The organism is Acinetobacter sp. 809848, from assembly GCF_000581275.1.
Lineage (GTDB): Bacteria > Pseudomonadota > Gammaproteobacteria > Pseudomonadales > Moraxellaceae > Acinetobacter > Acinetobacter pittii.
In genome coordinates this window covers 1-20178 of the sequence record NZ_JEXG01000053.1, presented here as the reverse complement: position 1 = coordinate 20178, position 20178 = coordinate 1, and the positions used below count along the sequence as shown (strand labels likewise).

The 20178-nt window shown below is 38.4% G+C and carries 19 protein-coding genes and 1 riboswitch; of the genes, 13 read left to right on the top strand and 6 right to left on the bottom strand.

Annotated elements, in window-relative coordinates; translation table 11 throughout:
- Positions 1-70 precede the first annotated feature (70 nt).
- Complete coding sequence (locus J536_RS22620; protein WP_032064033.1) at positions 71-637, top strand: TetR/AcrR family transcriptional regulator; 567 nt, start codon at positions 71-73, stop codon at positions 635-637.
- A 51-nt stretch (positions 638-688) separates the two neighbouring features.
- On the opposite strand, the gene J536_RS22615 is transcribed toward J536_RS22620, so the two are convergent.
- Positions 689-1120: an SRPBCC family protein gene (locus J536_RS22615; protein WP_017481476.1), complete on the bottom strand. Its 432-nt coding sequence runs from the start codon at positions 1118-1120 to the stop codon at positions 689-691.
- Positions 1121-1260: 140 nt separating this feature from the next.
- Positions 1261-2181 carry an aromatic amino acid DMT transporter YddG gene (yddG, locus tag J536_RS22610; protein WP_032056502.1) on the bottom strand — a complete coding sequence of 307 codons (921 nt, stop codon included), beginning with the start codon at positions 2179-2181 and terminating at the stop codon, positions 1261-1263.
- A gap of 203 nt (positions 2182-2384) precedes the next feature.
- Here yddG and J536_RS22605 point away from each other — a divergent pair, with 203 nt between their 5' ends.
- The 5 genes from J536_RS22605 to uca all read left to right on the top strand — a co-directional run bounded on the left by J536_RS22605 (position 2385) and on the right by uca (position 10066).
- Positions 2385-3335 carry a 3-hydroxyacyl-CoA dehydrogenase NAD-binding domain-containing protein gene (locus J536_RS22605; protein WP_032056501.1) on the top strand — a complete coding sequence of 317 codons (951 nt, stop codon included), beginning with the start codon at positions 2385-2387 and terminating at the stop codon, positions 3333-3335.
- Between the two features lie 236 nt (positions 3336-3571).
- Complete coding sequence (locus J536_RS22600) at positions 3572-4735, top strand: zinc-dependent alcohol dehydrogenase (protein WP_032064031.1); 1164 nt, start codon at positions 3572-3574, stop codon at positions 4733-4735.
- A 189-nt stretch (positions 4736-4924) separates the two neighbouring features.
- Positions 4925-5020, top strand: a riboswitch (guanidine-I (ykkC/yxkD leader).
- 28 nt (positions 5021-5048) lie between these two features.
- Positions 5049-5789, top strand: coding sequence for an urea amidolyase associated protein UAAP1 (locus J536_RS22595; protein WP_032056499.1), 741 nt, complete (start codon positions 5049-5051; stop codon positions 5787-5789).
- Between the two features lie 15 nt (positions 5790-5804).
- On the top strand, positions 5805-6458 hold the full coding sequence (locus tag J536_RS22590) for an urea amidolyase associated protein UAAP2 (RefSeq protein WP_032056498.1): 654 nt from the start codon (positions 5805-5807) through the stop codon (positions 6456-6458).
- Between the two features lie 2 nt (positions 6459-6460).
- Complete coding sequence (uca, locus tag J536_RS22585) at positions 6461-10066, top strand: urea carboxylase (RefSeq protein WP_032064030.1); 3606 nt, start codon at positions 6461-6463, stop codon at positions 10064-10066.
- A 40-nt stretch (positions 10067-10106) separates the two neighbouring features.
- Here uca and J536_RS22580 read toward each other — a convergent pair whose 3' ends face one another.
- Positions 10107-10643: an NAD(P)H-dependent oxidoreductase gene (locus tag J536_RS22580; protein WP_032064029.1), complete on the bottom strand. Its 537-nt coding sequence runs from the start codon at positions 10641-10643 to the stop codon at positions 10107-10109.
- 92 nt (positions 10644-10735) lie between these two features.
- Between J536_RS22580 and J536_RS22575 the strand changes: the two genes are divergently transcribed.
- The 6 genes from J536_RS22575 to J536_RS22550 all read left to right on the top strand — a co-directional run bounded on the left by J536_RS22575 (position 10736) and on the right by J536_RS22550 (position 17499).
- Positions 10736-11089 (top strand): winged helix-turn-helix transcriptional regulator, encoded by a 354-nt coding sequence (locus J536_RS22575; RefSeq protein ID WP_032064028.1) that lies wholly within the window; start codon positions 10736-10738, stop codon positions 11087-11089.
- Positions 11090-11216: 127 nt separating this feature from the next.
- Positions 11217-13928, top strand: a complete 2712-nt coding sequence (locus J536_RS22570) for an SIR2 family protein (protein WP_050680457.1) — start codon at positions 11217-11219, stop codon at positions 13926-13928.
- Positions 13929-14094: 166 nt separating this feature from the next.
- Complete coding sequence (locus tag J536_RS25535; protein WP_001000625.1) at positions 14095-14220, top strand: hypothetical protein; 126 nt, start codon at positions 14095-14097, stop codon at positions 14218-14220.
- A gap of 4 nt (positions 14221-14224) precedes the next feature.
- Positions 14225-14659, top strand: coding sequence for a CopG family ribbon-helix-helix protein (locus J536_RS22560; RefSeq protein WP_001118705.1), 435 nt, complete (start codon positions 14225-14227; stop codon positions 14657-14659).
- A gap of 12 nt (positions 14660-14671) precedes the next feature.
- Positions 14672-16480, top strand: a complete 1809-nt coding sequence (atzF, locus tag J536_RS22555; protein WP_032064025.1) for an allophanate hydrolase — start codon at positions 14672-14674, stop codon at positions 16478-16480.
- The gene (locus J536_RS22550) at positions 16477-17499 is read left to right on the top strand and encodes an ABC transporter substrate-binding protein (protein ID WP_032064024.1); all 1023 of its coding nucleotides are present in this window, start codon (positions 16477-16479) and stop codon (positions 17497-17499) included. The genes atzF and J536_RS22550 overlap by 4 nt, the downstream gene beginning before the upstream one ends.
- Before the next feature lie 51 nt (positions 17500-17550).
- Here the strand turns inward: J536_RS22550 and J536_RS22545 are convergent, their stop codons facing one another.
- The 3 genes from J536_RS22545 to J536_RS22535 form a co-directional block, all read right to left on the bottom strand.
- Positions 17551-18432, bottom strand: coding sequence for an ABC transporter ATP-binding protein (locus J536_RS22545; protein ID WP_032064023.1), 882 nt, complete (start codon positions 18430-18432; stop codon positions 17551-17553).
- The gene (locus J536_RS22540) at positions 18432-19376 is read right to left on the bottom strand and encodes an ABC transporter permease (protein ID WP_032064022.1); all 945 of its coding nucleotides are present in this window, start codon (positions 19374-19376) and stop codon (positions 18432-18434) included. The genes J536_RS22545 and J536_RS22540 overlap by 1 nt, the downstream gene beginning before the upstream one ends.
- A 95-nt stretch (positions 19377-19471) precedes the next feature.
- A complete protein-coding gene (locus J536_RS22535) occupies positions 19472-19873 on the bottom strand; it encodes a hypothetical protein (RefSeq protein WP_032064020.1) in 402 nt (133 codons plus the stop codon).
- A gap of 144 nt (positions 19874-20017) precedes the next feature.
- Between J536_RS22535 and J536_RS26285 the strand changes: the two genes are divergently transcribed.
- A partial coding sequence (locus J536_RS26285; RefSeq protein WP_228130722.1) for a hypothetical protein occupies positions 20018-20178 on the top strand: 161 nt, incomplete at its 3' end.

Sequence of the window (20178 nt, the reverse complement as noted above, 5' to 3'; positions counted from 1 at the left end):
CACTCAATTTAAGAGTAACGGCATTTCTATCTCTTTTATATACAACAAAAAATTATTTTAAGCGGTATATATGAACAATTTAGAATCTTCATTTAGAGCACTACGAGTGCTGCACACAGCAAAAGATTTATTTAATCAAGATGGATTTAACAAGGTCGGGGTTGACCGAATTATTGCTGAAGCCAAAATCCCCAAAGCGACTTTCTATAACATCTTTCATTCAAAAGCACGACTGATCGAGATGTGTTTAACCTTTCAAACGGATGCGCTCAAAGTAAAAGTCCTTTCAATTATCAATTCATACAGCGAATTTATGGTGTTCGATAAACTCAAGCAAATTTACTTTTTACATGCCAATTTAGAAGGATTTTACCGTTTACCATTTAAAGCAATTTTTGAAATTGAAAAGTGTTATGCAACGGCTTATCGAGTGGTTGTTGATTATAGAAACTGGTTTATAAATGAGCTTTATAAGCTGCTTCTTACTGTCAAAACTACCGCTTCAATAAAAGATGCCCACATGTTTCTATTTGCAATTGATGGAGCAATGGTTCAGCTGTTAAGTGCCAATAGCGTAGATGAACGAGATAAATTATTAGCTTACTTTTTATTTATGCTATCTGAGCATTCAACTTAAACCTTAAAAACAAAAAGCCCGAGATTGGGCTTTTTTGTGGATATTGGTCTATTAAAACTTAAGTTTTTTAAGCCCACGACTCACACCATTTTGTAGAGCGGCTTTAATTATAGGACCAATAAAAGGTACGCGACCTTTAAAGCTAATGGTGTAATCCAAACGACTACGATTATTTCCCAAGTCAGTAAATTTCATTACACCACGGTGACCTTTAATTGGGCTAATACCGCTGGTAATCGCATATTCAATCAGTTCATTTTCTTTATAGACTAAATTGGTTTCTACAAACGAAGGGGTCAATGGAATAGACATTTTGCGCGCAGAGCCAACACCATTACGAGCGTCTTTTCCGTTGCTAATGCGAGTCACTTTAGCAGGAGCAAAAAGCTTACTTAGGTTTTCATGCTCACTTAAGGTTGCAAATACCTTGTCTACGGGTGCATCAAATTCTTGTACGATGTTGATTTTTTGAGTTTTTAACATCTTATTTCCTCTAGAAATTATTTTGACATTGGTAATTGTCAGAATTTGGATGTTAGCACGCTTTGGGCAATGGGGGAATTCTTCTTCGTCGGAGTTATCGCATACTTAAAAAATTCACTTTGGTACATCTACAATGCTTTTTAGCCTTTTCTTAATTTTTTAAAGAAGGGCTGAATCACAGACCAGTTGGTTGAAACCCAGCAAATAAAGGAACCAGCCGTCACCATTGCTGTTCCTTGCCAAAAGCTCATCGATAATTGAGTTTGTAAAACAAACATTGCCAAAATAGACGAAATGATTGGGGTGAAATAAGAGGCCACCACAAGCACGGTAATGTTTCCATGAATGATGCCAATATTCCACGCGGCATAACCAAAACCCATGGCAGCAGACGCTACTAAAAGGGTGATGACTGTTGGAATATCCATTGACGGAATAGCGAATTGCCCCGATACAAGCAGCTTGAGCCAGAGAGTGAGCGCGACACCAACAAAGAAAATGGAAATTGGATTTTGCCCATTACTTAATTTTTTGGTGAGTACACAGTAAAAAGCCCAAATGATGGCGCCTGCAAATGCCAAAATATAGCTCAGTGGGTTGCTATGAAAATTATCGACAAGACTATTTAGACTAAAATCACCGCTTCCAGTTTGAATAAAAATAATGCCGAAAATTGAAAGCATTAAACCTAAAATAATAAGGAAATTAAACTTTAATTCCTTAAAAATAACAAAAGCTAAAACCGTTAAACTCGGCCACAGATAGTTAACAATACTAATTTCAATTGCTTGTTTTGCTGTCTGAGAGTAAGCAATCGCAAACGAGAAGCACACCTCATAAGCCACGAACAGAATTGTGCCAAATATTAAGTATTTTTTAGAGATCTGCTTAAAATCTGGAACTTTGAAAATGGCAAGCAACAGTAGCGTACTTAAAGAATAAATAAACGTAACACCTAGCTCAGGCCCAATGGCGGCACTGACTTGTTTCATTAAGCCGACCAGAGATGCCCACATGAGAATGGCGCTTAAACCAATCAATGTTGCTAGATTTTTTGACATAAAATTCAGTAAATAACGGTTAAAAAATGGTAAAAGATGAAGCTATATAGATGAAAGGAATCAATTTTCAAGCTAAGGAATATAGGACAAATTATATAAAATATAAACAATTAAATTTATTGATTGGTTGAATCTGCTATGTTTATTTAGCATTCAATTGAGTAACGAAATTTCGAATAAAACAACATTTGTACGAGGAAAATATGGAAGTCATTAAAACGGTTGGTGTTGTTGGAGCAGGTGTAATAGGTGCAAGTTGGACGGCCTTATTTTTATATAAAGGATTTAAAGTTAATGTTTACGACCCGTATCCGATCGATGAAGCGGTCTTTAAAAAAAGAATATCTGCAAATTTAAATGATTTATTGGCTTTAGATCAAAACGTTGAACGCACTCATACTCAACCAGATGTACTGCTTCATCTGGAAATTTTTAATCATTTAAAAGATGCAGTTTCAGATGTAGATTTTATTCAAGAAAATGCCCCTGAACGTCTCGATGTGAAACAAAAGCTATATCAAGATATCACAGCATATTGCCCTGAACATACCATTATTGCTTCAAGTTCATCGGGCTTAAAAGTGTCTGATTTTCAAAAAGAGGCGCAACATCCTGAACGGATTTTATTAGGTCATCCTTTTAATCCGCCTCATCTTTTACCTTTGGTCGAGATCGTTGGTGGTAATCTGACTGATCCTCAAATTTTAAAACAGGCTTCTGAGTTCTATAAACAACTAGGCAAGAATCCAATTGTTTTAAATAAAGAAGTAAAAGGGCATGTGGCAAATCGTTTGCAGGCTGCGCTATGGCGAGAAGCCTTTTCACTGGTTGAACAAGGCGTGTGCTCTGCTGAAGATGTCGATGTCGCGATTACCAGTGGGCCGGGTTTAAGATGGGCGCTCTTTGGCCCCTACATTAATATGCAGCTTGCCAACCAAAAGGGCTTTAAAGAAGCAATTCATCATTTAGGCCCACCAATGACAGAATGGTGGAATGATATGCACACATTTCAACATTCAGATGAGACAACAGAGTTATTGGAAGCACAAACCAACCAGCTATTAACACAATATAAAGATATCGATTTATATGAAACCAGAGATAAAGGTCTAGTCGATATCTTAAAGCTCAGACAGCAACTTAAGTTAGATTGAGTCAAATTTTGAAGACAAGCCAGTCATTTTATTGCAGAGATGATTGGCTTTTTTGTTGGGGTAAATAACAAAAACATGCCTAGCTGAAACAATCCTATATTCATTAAATGTTACTGAAATTCCTATCGCGTTGCATTTGAACTATATGCCTTACGTGAAAAGTAAGAATCGTTGCAAATCGTAAAGAAAGCCTCCTCATAATCAAAGGGCATGATAGAAAATAGAGGAATAACAATATGCGCGCTTTAACTTACCACGGTGCAGAAGACGTTCGAGTAGAAACAGTAGCAGACCCTATTATTCAAGAACCAGATGACATTATTTTACGCGTGACTGCCACAGCGATATGTGGCTCTGATTTACATTTATATCGAGGCAAAATCCCTAGAACCGAACAGGGCGATATCTTTGGGCACGAATTTATGGGTGTGGTTGAAGAGGTTGGTCCAGCTGTCACCGCAGTCAAAAAGGGTGATCGTGTCATTGTTCCTTTTGTGATTGCCTGTGGCGAATGTTTCTTTTGCCAACTAGACCTGACCGCTGCCTGCGAAACCACGAATACAGGGCGCGGCGCAATTATTAATAAAAAGCAGATTCCACCAGGCGCAGCTTTGTTTGGTTATAGCCATCTTTACGGCGGTGTACCGGGCGGGCAAGCGGAATATGTGCGTGTGCCAAAAGCCAATAAAGGCCCTTTTAAAGTGCCAACTTCACTGTCAGATGAAAAAGTACTTTTCTTGACCGATATTTTACCGACTGCTTGGCAAGCCGTGACCAATGCCCAAGTGAAGCGTGGCTCAACCGTTGCAATTTATGGTGCTGGTCCAGTCGGACTGTTAAGCGCTGCTTGTGCCAAGATGCTCGGTGCTGAAAAGATATTTATGGTCGATCACAATGACTATCGATTGAACTATGCAGCGGCAACATACGGTGCTATTCCGGTTAATTTTGACGAAGTCGACGCGGCCGAATTTATTATTCAACATACCGACAATTACCGCGGTGTTGATGCTGTGATTGATGCAATTGGTTTCGAGGCCAAAGGCAGTGTGATTGAAACAGTGCTCACCAATCTAAAGCTTGAAGGCTCAAGTGGTGCAGCACTGCGTCAATGTATCGCGGCAGTTCACCGTGGTGGGGTGGTCAGCGTACCGGGTGTATATGCAGGCCCGATTCATGGTTTCTTATTTGGTGATGCTTTTGATAAAGGCTTAACTTTTAAAATGGGTCAAACTCATGTGCATCAATATTTGCCGCAACTGTTAGAATTGATTGAGCGTGGTGAATTAACACCCGAAACGATTATTACTCACCGAATGAAATTAGAAGATGCCGCAGAGGGTTATCGCATTTTTAATGAAAGAGAAGAGGACTGCCGTAAGGTGATTCTACTTCCTTAAGATTCTCAATCTTATAATTTAGTTTCAAGCCTCTTCGTAAAAGGGGCTTTTTTATTTTCAAGATGCACAATTTTTAGTGCAGCTTTTTATTTTTGAACTTAAACCGCACCCAAACAGCTCAAGTTTAGTATTACTTTTAACCAAAAAAGTAATACTAAGCTGGCATGTCCTTTGCATAGTCATAATCAATCAAAAGTGATCTAGGGTTCCGATACTTACAGTATGTCTGGACCGAGAGTTCACGGTTCCTAGCGAACTACACGGAGGGATAAAAGCCCGGGAGGAAGTCTAAAACTATCCGACAGGAGTAGCTATGAACACTGCAAGTTATCATAACAATCAGGCGATTTGGACCGAACTTTTACCCGGCGGACATCACTGGTCGGGTCGTATTCAAAAAGGAACCATTCTTAGATTTACATCGCTTGGCGCTCAGGCAAATGTTTCTTTGTTTTGTGTAAATGCTGCCGATGTGCTTGAACGTTTTAACATGCCCGACAGTTTAAAAGGGCAACACACCGCCTATTTAAAAGCTTCCAATGTGCTCTATTCAGACCTTGGCCGTGTCATGGCTTCCATTATTCATGATGACCATGGCTGGAACGATGCGCTTTGTGGCCCAAGCCGACCTGAGCAAATTGAAAAGCAATTTGGTGCGCGTACATTTCAAGATGCCCGCAATGATATGTACCAAAACGGCTTAGACAGCTTACTGATTGAAATGTGTAAATACGGACTTGCCAGCCAAGATCTGAGTGCCGCCGTTAACCTATTTTCTAAAGTTGTGCCAGATGAAAACGGCGCTTTGTCTTATGTCAGTTCTGACAACACCAATCAAAGCATTGAACTGCGCTTTGAAATGGACTGCTTAATATTTTTATCTGCTGCACCGCATGGTTTAGACACCAGCCCAATCTATCAACCTGCCGATATTCAACTTAGTTTATTTAAAGCCAATTCTCTAACAGACAGCGATATTTGTCGTGATGCATGTTCGCAAAATCAGCGTGCCTTTCAAAACACAGCCCGCTACTACGCGCTTAGCAATATTTAAATCAGGAGAAGCATCATGACAGTTTTACAATCATTTGAAAAAGCAGTTTTAAATGAAGTTTGTCCTGCGGGTGAAGCGTGGATGTGCGAGGTTAAAAAGGGCCAATATTTTCGAATTATTGACCTTGAGGGAAACCAAGCGGTCGATACTTTATTTATGAGTGCCGACAATCCAACTGAGCGTTATAGCGCAATGGACACTTTGGCTATCAACCAACAGATTTATTTAGAAAAGGGCACCAAGCTCTATAGTAACTTTGGCCGTGCAATTGCCGTTATTCATGATGATAACTGCGGGCGCCATGACACCATTGGCGGTGCCTGTTCTTGTGAAAGTAATACGGTTCGTTATGCACATGATACGTATCCCATGCATAGTTGCCGTAACAACTTTATGTATGCCTTGGCAAAACACCCGATTGCAAAAAAGCATGGTTTAAATGTCCGACACATTGGCCCAAACATTAACTTTTTTATGAATGTGCCTGTGACACCAGACGGCCAGCTTAAATTTGATGACGGAATTTCAGGCCCCGGTAAATATGTAGAAGTTCGGGCAGAAATGGATTTAATTGTTTTAATTTCCAATTGCCCGCAGCTAAACAACCCATGTAATGCCTATAACCCAACCAAAATTCAACTGGTTGTCCGTGAAGCGGAAGGGGTGTAAGCATGTTTAAAAAAGTTCTGATTGCTAACCGCGGTGCAATTGCCTGTCGCGTAATTCGCACCCTTAAAAAACTCGGGATCGCTTCGGTGGCTGTTTACTCCGAAGCCGACCGTGATTCTTTACACGTGACTTTGGCCGATGAAGCTTTTCTGATTGGTCCTGCACCTGCGCATCAAAGTTATTTAAATATTGAAAAAATCCTTGAGGTTGCAAAACAGTCTGGCGCAGAAGCCATTCATCCCGGTTATGGTTTTTTGTCTGAAAATGCCGAGTTTTGTGATCTGTGCGAAAGCCAAGGTATTGCGTTTATTGGGCCAACTTCAAGCCAAATGCTCGACTTTGGGTTAAAGCATACTGCGCGTGAACTTGCTATTAAAAGCAATGTGCCTTTACTTCCGGGCAGTTCATTACTTGCCGATGAAGCTGAGGCTTTAATCGAAGCGGCCCGTATTGGTTATCCGGTCATGCTGAAAAGTACCGCGGGTGGTGGTGGTATTGGTATGCGTCTGGTCTGGAACGAAACCGAGTTAAAAGATGCCTACCAAACTGTGTCTTATTTAGCGCAGGTCAATTTTAAAGACGCAGGGTTGTACTTAGAAAAATTTGTACAACACGCGCGCCACATCGAAGTGCAAATTTTTGGTGATGGGAAAGGGCAAGTTTTAGCGTTGGGTGAGCGTGATTGTTCGGTGCAACGTCGTAATCAGAAGGTGATTGAAGAAACACCTGCACCACACTTAAATGAACAGCAACGCGACTATCTTCAAAAAGTTGCGATTCAACTTATGCAGTCTGTGAACTACCGCTCGGCAGGTACGGTTGAGTTCGTCATGGACACCGAAACCCAAGAGTTTTATTTCTTAGAGGTCAACACCCGTTTGCAAGTCGAGCACGGCGTGACCGAGCAAGTATTTGGTGTCGACTTGGTCGAGTGGATGGTTACTTTAGCAAGCGGTGACTGGTCAGCACCGACTGAAAAGTTAGAGCCAACAGGACATTCCATTCAGGTTCGTCTTTATGCAGAAGACCCAATTAAACAGTTCCAGCCGAGTGCAGGCTTACTCACGCATGTTAAATTTGACCCGCAAGCCCGAGTCGAAACATGGGTTGAAACAGGTTCAACGGTGTCGTCTTTTTATGACCCAATGATTGCCAAAATCATTGTAACCGCTGCAACACGAGACCAAGCCATACAGGCAATGAGTGCTAGTCTTGCCAACACGCAAGTCGCTGGCATTGAAACCAATTTGGAATATTTACAAAACATTATTGCTTGCGATGTGTTTGCTTTAGGTACCCAAACCACTCGATTTTTAAATACGTTTGAATGGAAAACTCAAAAAATTGAGGTGTTGCAGGCTGGTATTCAAACCGCAATTCAAGACGTAACAGGTCGATTAGGTTATTGGGATGTTGGTGTGCCACCATCAGGTGCTATCGACCCACTCAGTTTAACGGTGGCAAACCAGCTTCTAGCCAATGAACCAAATACTGCAGGGCTTGAATGCACCTTGCAAGGGCCGACCTTAAAGTTTCACTGCGACAGCCAAATTGTCATTACGGGCGGTGATATGCCTTCAAAACTTGATGGTGAACTTGTGCCGATGTGGCAAACCATCAATGTGAAAAAAGGCCAGATTTTAAAATGTGGAATTATTCGTTCAGGTTGCCGTAGCTATATAGGTGTGAAAGGTGGTTTCGATGTTCCTAACTACTTAGGGTCACAGGCGACTTTCACTTTAGGGCAGTTTGGTGGGCACGCAGGCCGTAATTTATTAATTGGCGATATGCTGCCGATTACTGAATATTCCGCTCAATCGACCACAGCTTTAGCTCAAGCGCAAATTCCTAGCTTTACCCAAAACTGGGAAATTGCTGTGATGTATGGGCCACATGGTGCGCCAGATTTTTTCACCAAACAAGATATTGATACATTCTTTGCCAACGAGTTTGAAATTCACTATAACTCAAGCCGTACAGGCATTCGTTTAATAGGGCCAAAACCTGAGTGGGCACGTGAAGACGGCGGTGAGGCAGGCTTACATCCATCCAATATTCACGATAATGCTTATGCGATTGGGGCAATTGATTTTACGGGTGATATGCCAATTATTTTGGGGCCGGATGGTCCGAGCTTAGGCGGCTTTGTCTGTCCTGCGGTAGTCATTCATTCCGAGCTTTGGAAAATCGGGCAGCTAAAAGCAGGCGATAAAGTCAAATTTGTGCCTGTGAGTTACGCGCAAGCAAAAGCACTCGATCAAAAATATCATCAAAGCTTAACCGCGACTGATACAACTAATATTGATTTTAACTCAGCCATTCAAGCAGAACCCAACACTTTAAAAAATGCAGTTTTAGCTACTTTAGAAGTTGAAACTGATTTACCAAGCGTGACCTATCGACCAGCAGGAAATAGCTATTTGTTGGTGGAATACGGTGAGTTAGTACTCGATCTAAATTTACGTTTCCGTATTCATTCGCTTATGCAATGGGTCAAAGATCAAAACATTCAGGGCATTATCGACTTAACACCAGGCATTCGTTCACTACAAATTCATTTTGATTCAATTCAACTCGATCAACTGGAGCTTTTACAGAAACTTCAACAAGCAGAAGCCGAGTTACCTGACATTCAAAATATGCAGGTGCCTTCACGGACTGTCTATTTGCCTTTGGCTTGGGAAGATTCGCAGACTCAACTTGCAACTGAGCGCTACACACAAATTGTTCGACCAGATGCACCGTGGTGCCCAGATAACGTCGAGTTTATACGCCGTATTAATGGCTTAGCTTCTAAGCAAGCGGTTAAAGATGTGGTCTATAGTGCGAACTATTTAGTAATGGGGTTAGGCGATGTGTATTTGGGAGCACCCGTTGCAACGCCACTCGACCCACGCCAACGTTTAGTGACCACAAAATATAACCCTGCACGAACTTGGACACCTGAAAATGCTGTTGGCATTGGCGGGGCGTATATGTGTGTCTACGGTATGGAAGGGCCGGGAGGCTATCAATTTGTTGGTCGTACCACTCAAATGTGGAGTCGTTACCGTAAAAATGCCAACTTTGAAGAAGGCAAACCGTGGTTATTGCGCTTTTTTGATCAAGTTAAGTTTTATGAAGTTTCTGAGACTGAACTTCTACAAATGCGTGAAGACTTTAAGGCTGGTCGTCTACAACTTCGTATTGAAGAGGGCGTACTCAACTTAAAAGAATACAACGAGTTTTTAAAAACACATCACGACAGCATTCAAGCTTTTAAAGATATGCAACAAGCTAACTTTGAGGCTGAGCGCCGCCGTTGGCACGAAGCGGGCTTACAGGAATACATCTCTGAAAGTCTTGATGCTGTTGATGAAGGTGAAATCGTGATTATTCCTGAAGGGGGCTGTGCAGTTGAATCACACATGCCAGGCTCAATCTGGAAAATTGAATGTGCATCGGGAGATATTGTTGAAGAAGGTGCAACCCTTGCAGTAATTGAGGCAATGAAAATTGAAATTCCAATTATTGCACCCGAACGTATGAAGGTAGAAACCATTACCATTGAAAAAGGGCAAACCGTAAAAACAGGGCAAGTGCTATTTACCTTGGCACCAGTCGCTTAAACCAAAAGAGAGCATCGATATTAATGCTCTCTTTTTTTTATTATGCTTTGGTCAAATGCTTTAATACTTTATGACCATGCTCAACAGCTTTTAACTTAATTTCAGACTCTGAATGACCTGATAACGGCGAAACTTCATAAAGCAAGAATGTGCTGCTTAATTGCATTTGAGTATATTGAATTGAATATTGAACCGCTTTTAAAAAGCTATCAATTAAGTTTTCTCGGTCATTCACCATATCGGCTTCTTTTTGCCCGACCGTCATACTAATAATGACTTTTTTATCTTTTAATTTGTCGCCCTGAGAGCCATAGGCAAACTGATAAGTAAAAACTTCATCAAACCATAACTTCAAAATTGCCGGCATATTAAACCAGAACATTGGATATTGCAGGATGATGGTGTCATGGCGTAGCAACGCTTCTTGTTCGGCATTGACATCAATTTGGTAGTCTGGATAAAGCTGAAAAATATCTCGCACTTCAAGGTCCGGATAGGTTTTTATAAGTTCATTCACTATCGTTTTATTTGCAATTGATTGAGTGTAGTAGGGATGAGCCAAAATAAGTAAAGCCATAATAATACCTTGTAGCTATAAAAATCATAGTCACTATAATTTTTATAGTATGGGTGTACAATAACTATCAAAGTTGATAGGTGGCATGAAAAATGGCAAATACTGAAAATAAATGTGAAATCACCATGAATGGAAAAACGTATCCATGTCATATCAGTATGGCTATGGATTTGGTGGGTGGAAAATGGAAAGGCGTTATTCTGTATTATCTAAAAGATGGGCCAAAACGTTTTAATGAAATCAATCAATTAATGCCAACGATCACAGAAATGACTTTAAGCCTTCAACTCAAGCAATTAGAGCAAAGTGGCTTAATATCTCGAACTGTTTATGGTGAAAAAGCACCGATTAAGGTGGTTTATGAAATGACCGAATTAGGCCAATCTTTTAAGCCTGTTTTAGACTCTTTATCAGTATGGGCACATACGATGATTGGTCCAAATTAGTATCAAAATTAGTTGTTGTAATTTATCACCAAGAATTTCTTCAAATTATTAGTGATAAAGTATTGTTTTTAATATTTATCAAAGAGTAGTATTTAAACTTTACACTTAATAAAATCCTTGGAATAAAATGCAAAATCAAAAGTTTAAAGATTTAGTTAAACAAGAACTTAAAAATAAAACCAGATCAATTAAAGATCTAGCAAGGTTTGTTCAGCGTAATAATGGTTATCCGTCATATAGTGTATTTTTAGGGGCTGGTGCATCTGTAACATCTGGAATACCAACCGGAGGAAGTTTAGTTAAACAATGGCGCGAAGAAATATATAAGGAAGTATTTGATAGTAATATTGAATCTTTAAAAGATAATGAGTTGGAAATAATTAATTATTTGTCTAAAAATGAGGGGATTTGGTATAATCCTCAAAATGAATATTCTTCTCTATTTGAAAGGAAATTTGATTTACCATCTCAAAGAAGAAGGTTTGTAGAATCAATAGTAGATAATAAAAAACCATCTATAGGATATAATTATCTAATCAATCTTGTTAATGAAAAGGCATTTAATACAATTTTTACAACTAATTTTGATGATTTGTTAAATGAAGCATTTTATCATTTTTCGGATGTTAGGCCCCATGTTTGCGCTCATGATTCCTCGATAGGTAGTCTTTCAGTCTTATCTGATAGACCTAAAATTATTAAACTACACGGAGATTATTTATTTGATGATATTAAGAATACTTTAAAAGAAACTGAAAGCTTAGAAAATAACACAAGAGAAAAGTTTATTGAATTTTCAAAAGATTATGGGTTGATAATAGTTGGTTATTCTGGCCAAGATAGGTCCATTATGGATGTTTTAAATTATTTAGTACAGCAAGAAGAATATCTTAAAAATGGAGTATATTGGTGTTTTAGAGAAGATGATGAGATATCGCATGAGGTTCGAAAGATATTATGGAAAGATAAAGTTTATTGTGTGAAAATTGATGGTTTTGATCAATTGTTTGCGGAATTAAATAATGAATTGGGTATTAATCTAAAACAGTTTTCAGAAAAAAATTCTTTAAAAATTGATAAGTGTATTGAAAATTTTATTAAAGATGATTTTAATTTAAGTTCTAATGATTATATTAGAAAAGATTTACTTAAATTAAAAGAAAAATCTAATAATCAAGATATTTCTGAATTAATTGCAAAATTAAATGAATCTAATCAAAATAATAATTTATCTTCAATAGAATTTAAACAAATACTAGAAATACAAAATTTGATTCTAACCGGTAGTTTTAATAAAACAGTAGCTAAAATTGATAAGCTTTTGCAAGATAGCGGATGTGATTTATCAAGTGAATTAACAAAGTTTCAGGAAAATTTATTTTTTATGAAAATAGATTGTCTTGAAAAAGAAAAAAAGATCGAGCAGGCCAATGAAGCAATTAATAGTTTAATAGCAAGTGATAAATTTAACTTAACCTATCATCATAAAAAAATATTACTTATTAATGATAGTAAAAAAAATATAGAATACCTATTGTCTATTCTTGATTTGTTTCCTTATAGCTCATCAATTAGAAATGATATTTGTAGAAGTTATCTTTCATACTATTTGAAGAGTAAAGTTGAACCTGATTTAATTAATGTTGATAAGTGTTTAAATTATATTGAAGAAAGTTTAAATATTGATAATAGTTTGGATAATCTTGCTTATGAAATAAAAGTAGAATTGCTTTTTATTAAAAAAGATTTAATTTCAAAGAAAACCTCAAGTACTCTTAATCGTAATAAAGTTATTGATGAAACTAATGATCAAATAAAAGAATTAATTGTTAAGGTTTTAACAGTGAGTCCAAAACATCAAAATAGTATTGATTGTTTAATTAATTACTTAATAAAGAGCGATTCCTCAGTTGATTTTTTAAAATTTTATAATCAAATTTTTTTAAATATTGATAAATCTAGTAAGAAACAAAAAAGATATATTATTAAAAGTTTTGCTATGTTGTTTAATAAAAGAAAAATGTTAGAGCGTTATCAAAAAGATAGTGATATTAAAAAAGAGGCCGTAAACTTTTTCTCGAAACATGAATTTGATAGTAATATATTTTATTTGTTATATAAAACTATGTTTATGATTTCTTTAAATGTAAGAGATATTTCATTTTACAATCTAATTGAAAAATGTATTAATCATAAAAATGTTTATGAAATTGCTTTAGAGTTAGTTTCTCTTCTAGAAAGTTTAGATTTAAAGGATGAAGTAAGAAGTTTGGATTTGATAATGAAAAACCATCAAGATAAATTAACACCATATGAAGCTAGTTTATTTTCAAAGAATGTTTCACTTTTACTGTATGGTGCAAAATCTGATGAATTTATGGATTATTTAGAAAATACAAGAAAACTCTGTCCTAGTTTTTCAAGATATTTAATTAAATATACCTATGATTTACTTTTGGCAGAGAAATTTGATAAAGTTCTAGAATGTTTAAAAAATAGCTCTAAGATTATTCAAGATTTGGATGAGGATGACAGAGCTGTGCTAAAAATTAATGAAGCTACTGCTTACAAAAAAATTAATAATGGGCAATTATCAAATAGTATTTATGAAGAATTGAAGAAGATCGTTTCTAAATCTCTTTCACAAGAAATTACGATATCTTGTAAATCACTTATGGATGACCAGCAAACTTTATCGAACATCAAGACATTAATAAATATTGATCACCACTTTTATTATTATTTCCAACAATGGCCAGTAATATCAGATAACTTAAAGCAGCAATTACGGAATAATTATGAGAAACATATGATTGTAACATTAGATAGAGCTAGTTAATTAATTAAAAGCCCCATCCCTGTGCATGGGGCTTTTTTCTGCCCAAAAATCACTCATAAATATCCATAAAGCCTATCAAAACGATGCTTAAAAACTGGCACATTTTCTGCATCTCATATCAGTAATACAAAAACTGAATTTGGTAATACCAAACTAGAGGTGCGATATGAACGATGTAAAACCTGTGGTTCAACCAAAGCCAACTTTAAAAGCTTTTTTAGTCGAATTGCTTAGCGTACGTGCAGGCGTATATATCAAGCAAAACAATCAGCCGCCTAAAACAAAAGGATAAGACTGTGGCAAAACAAAAGTTGGCTCGAATCAGTATTACCGTGCCTGAAACGACACTTAACGCACTCGACCAAAAAATTGTCGAGCAGAACTATGAAAGTCGCTCGCAAGCCATTGTCGACATGATTAATAAACACCTGATTGCAGAGCAGGCGCAGGCCAATGAAGTCATGGTGGGCACCTTGACGCTACTTTACGACGCAAGCCAAATGACCTTACGTAATCAATTGGTCGATTTACAACAACAGTTTTTAGCGCAGGTGATTAGTTCACTTCATATTCAGCTCGACCAACAAAAGATATTGCAAGTCATGTTAATGCAGGGCGCGAGTTCTGAACTTAGACAAATTAGCCAGCAATTTATTGTGTTGAAAGGGGTGATCAAAGGACATCTAGAACTGATGGATGCCGTCATGCCGCCTATACAGCAAAATGACTAAATGAGGAGTAGCGTGTTGAAAAATTTATGGACAATTCAAGACTGGAAAACAGCATATCAAAACGGGCAAATCTATCTTGCAGATCTGATTGGCTATGTTGCAGAAATTAAAAATGATGATAGTGCGTGGATTGAAATTGCATCGAACGAGCAGATTCAATCGCAAATTGATATTTTAAAAGACCAGAATATTGCTGACTTACCACTATACGGTGTGCCATTTGCAGTTAAAGACAACATTGATGTCGCTGGCTTTCACACGACTGCTGCCTGTAAAGAGATTCAATATTTAGCTAAGCAAGACGCTGCCGTAGTTGCCAAGCTAAAAAAAGCAGGGGCGATTGTGGTTGGAAAAACCAACCTCGATCAGTTTGCAACGGGGCTGGTTGGTGTTCGCTCTCCATACGGTGCAGTAAAAAATAGTTTTAACCCTGAATATATTAGCGGTGGGTCAAGCTCTGGTTCTTCAGTAGTGGTTGCCAATGGTATTGTGCCTTTTAGTTTAGGAACAGACACGGCAGGTTCAGGGCGTGTACCTGCGGGTCATAACAATATTGTGGGCCTTAAGCCGACAAAGGGCTGGTTTTCTACCACAGGTTTAATTCCTGCATGTCGAACCATTGATGTCATTTCTATTTTTGCGCTGCATATTGATGATGCGTGGACCATTGCGAATTTAATGCAGGGCTATGATGAAACAGATGAATATTCACGAGTACATCCAGCCAATGTACCGACTCAGTTTTCTAAACGAAAAATAGCTATTCCAGCTCAGCTTGAGTTTTATGGTGATGCTGAATCTAAAAAAGCCTTTTTAGTGGCAATTGAGCGCGTAAAAAAACTGGGCTATGAAGTTGAGAGTATTGATTTCAGTGCGTTTAATGAGCTTGCTGCCGCACTGTATAACGATGCTTGGGTAGCTGAAAGAACAGTCGCCGTTGAACGCATGACCACACGTGAAAAGGCTCATCCTGTTATTGCTCAAATTATTGCACAGGCAGATAAATTCAAGGCAACAGATGCACTTCAAGCCGAATATAACCGCGCCGTGCTAGCTCGAAAAATTAATTTGGCTTTACAACCTTTTGATGCATTGATGGTCCCGACAGCACCAACTATTTACACCATTGCCGAAGTTGAAGCCGACCCATTGACTAAAAATGCACACATGGGAGCCTATACCAACTTTGTCAATTTTGCCGATCTTTCTGCTTTGGCTTTACCAAATGTACTCCGTGCAGACAGCCTACCAAGCGGAGTAACCTTTATTACACCAGCTTGGCACGATCAGGCACTCGCTAATTTTGCGCAGCTTTGGCAAGCAGAAACATCACTGAGTTTAGGTAAATCAGCTCAACATTATCAAAAAAGTATAAACATCCACTCAAATCATTCAGTACAGCTAGCAGTTGTGGGAGCACATTTAACAGGCATGCCCCTTAATTTTCAGCTCACTAGTCGTAATGCTACTTTGCTTAAGAAAACCCAGACAGCAGACACTTATAAACTCTTTGCCTTAAAAAATACCACACCACCAAAACCGGGGCTGCAATGCGACGTGACAGGTACGTCAATTGACGTCGAAGTGTGGGATGTTCCTCTAGCAAATTTTGGAGCCATTGTGGCTGAAGTGCCTGCACCACTTGGTATTGGGAACCTGAAACTAAAAGATGGAACATGGGTCAAAGGCTTTATTTGCGAAGCTTATGCCATTCAAGATGCAACCGATATTAGCCATTTTGGAGGCTGGCGAGCCTATATACAGTCAATCAATCAAACCGCTCAAAGTGTTAGTAAAAATGTTGGGGAAGTTTCTATATGATTAAAAAAGCGTTGTTATCCGTATCTATTTTATCGGCAGTTGTATTGGGTGGGTGTGACAATACCGCTAAAGTGCCCGAGGCCAAACAAGACACTCAGGCAGCCGCAAATACAAAACCAATTACCATCGGATATAGTGATTGGCCGGGCTGGGTGGCTTGGCAAGTGGCTATTGAAAAAGGCTGGTTAAAAGAAGCAGGCTTAAATGTAGAATTTAAATGGTTTGATTATTCGGCTTCTCTTTCGGCCTTTTCGGCAAATCAGCTCGACGCTGTGTTGGTCACCAATGGCGATAACTTGGTAACTGCTTCGGGTGGCACGCAAGGCATGATGATCATGGCAACAGATTATTCTGCGGGCAATGATGTCATTATTGCAAAAGAGGGTATTAATACCATTCAAGACTTAAAAGGAAAATCAATCGGTGTCGAAAAAGGCTTGGTTGACCATCTTTTGCTAGCAACAGCTTTGACTGACCATAACATTAAAGCGAATGAGGTGAAGCTAGTAAACTCAGCCACTAACCAATTACCCCAAGTGTTTAATAGCCCTGATATTTCCGCGATTGCTGTTTGGCAACCTGTTGCAGGTCAGGCATTAAAAGCAGTGGCAGGCTCTAAAATTATCTATACCTCTAAAGACAAGCCGGGTTTAATTTACGACACCTTAACAGTCAACATGAGCCACTTAACTGCTCATCAAGAGGAATGGAAAAAAATCATTCAAGTGTGGGATAAAACCGTTAAATATATTAATGACCCTGCAACCCATGCTGATGCGGTTAAAATCATGGCAAACCGTTCAGGGGTTGATCCAAAGCAATATGAGTTGATGGTCAGCGGTACGCATTTATTAGATATCAGTGCCAATAAAAAGGTATTTGCTAAATCTCAAGGCTTCGACTCAATTTATGGCTCTAGCTATCACGTCAATAAATTTAATGTCGAAAACGGTATTTATAAAACCGAACAAAATGTAGATGGGCTGATTTATCCAACACTCATAGAACAACTCAAATAAGTTCCATAAATCAAAAAGCCCAAGTTGAACTTGGGCTTTTTAAAGCCTGACTTATTTTTCTGTACTGATCTGAGTCATACGTGGAATTTTTGGTAAGTCTTGTAAAGCTGGGTCAAGCTCATCTTCTTCAGCATGTACCAGATAATCAACTCGTGAACGGAGCTGTTTAAACTCAGGTGTACTCATTAAATCGAGTGAGCGTGGGCGAGGTAAATTAACTTCAATAATTTCCTTAATTTCACCGGGATTGGCTTTGAGTGCCACAATTCGGTCTGCCAGTAAAATAGCTTCATCCATGTCATGGGTCACAAAAATAATGGTGATATCAATGTTTTGCCATAAATCCATCAAGTGCTTTTGCATTTTTTGACGGGTGTGTGGGTCGAGCGCACCAAAAGGTTCATCCATGAGTAAAATTTTAGGTTGATTAACCAAGGCTCTAGCAATCGCAACCCGCTGTTTCATGCCGCCAGAAAGTTGATGTGGATACTGATTTTCATATTTTTCTAAACCAATAATATTGATCCATTCGCGTGCTTGAGCTTCGGCTGTCATTTGGCTAGCCCCACGCATTTGCGGACCAAACATCACATTTTCTTTTACAGTTTTCCAAGGGAAAAGGGTATAACCCTGAAATACCATGCCGCGTTCAGGGCATGGACCTGTAATGCATTCGCCGTCTACTAAAACTTCTCCACTATGGTATGGGTCTAAACCTGCGATAACACGGCTCAGTGTTGACTTACCGCAGCCAGAAGGGCCAATCACACAAATAAATTCTCTTTTGTGAATTTTTAAATCGAGCTTATTTAAAACAGTGCGTTCGCTGTGACCATGCTTAAAGACTTGGCTCAGTTGTTTAGCTTCTAAAATCACAGGACGTTCATAAATTTTTTGAAAGTATTCATGCGCGTTAAATGTTGAATCGTTCATTATTTTGCTCCTACTTTCCAAGTGAACATCCGCTCACCTAACTTCATTAATACCCAGTCACAGACCAGACCAATCACCCCAATAATCAAAATAGCTGCATAGACATTGTCAAAGTTTTGATAGCGTGCCTGTTGGGTAATAAACCATGTAATACCTGAAGTCGTACCAATCAACTCTGAAACAATTAAGTAGGTCCATGCCCAGCCCAATAGCACACGTAAGTCGCGGTAAATATCAGGTAAGGCAGCAGGAATTACCACATGAAATAAACTTTTGAGCTTATTGGTACCAAGCGTATAGCCAGCTTCAATTAAGCTTCGATCTACCATTCGGGTGGTATTGGCAATAATGAGAATTTGCTGAAACAGCGTACCAATCACAATAATTGCAATTTTAGGCGCATCATTAATCCCTAAAATTGCTACTGCAAGTGCACCAAATGCAGGTGCGGGCAAGTAACGGAAAAACTCAACAAACGGTTCTGTTAACAGAGATATCCGCTTAGAAAAACCACACAAAATACCCAGTGGAATCCCAATCAATGAAGAGATAAAAAAAGCTGAAAATACCAGTTTAATACTGTGCCATAAACTTTGATGAAACCACGGTGAATCAGGTTGTTCAGGTGGTGTGGTAAATGCGGTGACCAAAGCCTTAGCAACTTCATGGGGAGGGGGTAAATAAATCGGATTAACCAAAATACCTTGTGGTGGTGCAGAATTTCGATTGACAGCATTTTGTGCTTCGAGATAGAACACATTTTTATCAATGCGACTTCCTACTTGTAAGTAAGAAACACTTCCCGAACTCGTGATTTGTACTTGAGGATGCCAAACAAAAGGTAAGTAACTGATTGCGCACCAAAGACATATTGGAATCACGAAAGAACAAATACTGAGAATCAGCTTGTTCTTTCGCGTAAATTCCTTTGCAACATAACCCATATCGAGAGCTCCCCATTTTGATCAGTATTACGATTTTCATAAAACGTAATATTATTAAGCAAAATAGGTGCCATCTTTAAGGTGCATCAGATGAGTTAAGAAGACGAGGGAATTAAAGTTTCATGTAAATACACCCAATAACATTTTTTATCTTCTACTTTAATGCAGGCCGTAGAGGTACGCACTGTCTCGGTTTCATCAGTTTGCTGATGTTCCTGATATTGCACCCAACAATAATTTTCAAATTCGTATAAAGCTGTACTCTTAATAATGTCGATTTTTAAAGAAGGCTTCTTCCCGATATTCTGGCTAAATAAACTATTCACTTCGGCTAAACCAATACTCTGACCCTGAACCGTAACCATCTTAAAATTTTGATCAAAGCTATCTAAAAGCGGGCTCAGACTTTGCTCTGCATTTTTTCCTGTAAATACATTTTCTATTAAAACATGTAGGTCAATGACACTTTGAATGGCTTGATCCATTTGATTAGACATGATTTTTCTCCTTTAAAACCTTATCTTTCTTTTAGATAAACTAAAAAGTATGTAAGTTAAGGGAAGATAAGCTATTTTATATAAATAGACAATTCTGTCTGTTTTTTATAAAATATCGATGATTATGACTCAGTTTTTACAATAATGATGTCCCATAAAATATTTCAAATTTTAGAGAGTTTAGGGTTGGTCGCACAGAACCGCGTTCTTCATGTGCAATTTTCCAACACATCATTAAACAATCAAGTTTTCTTACAACGCATTGAGGGCGAACATACGCTCAACCAAGGTAGCGTTGCTGAGTT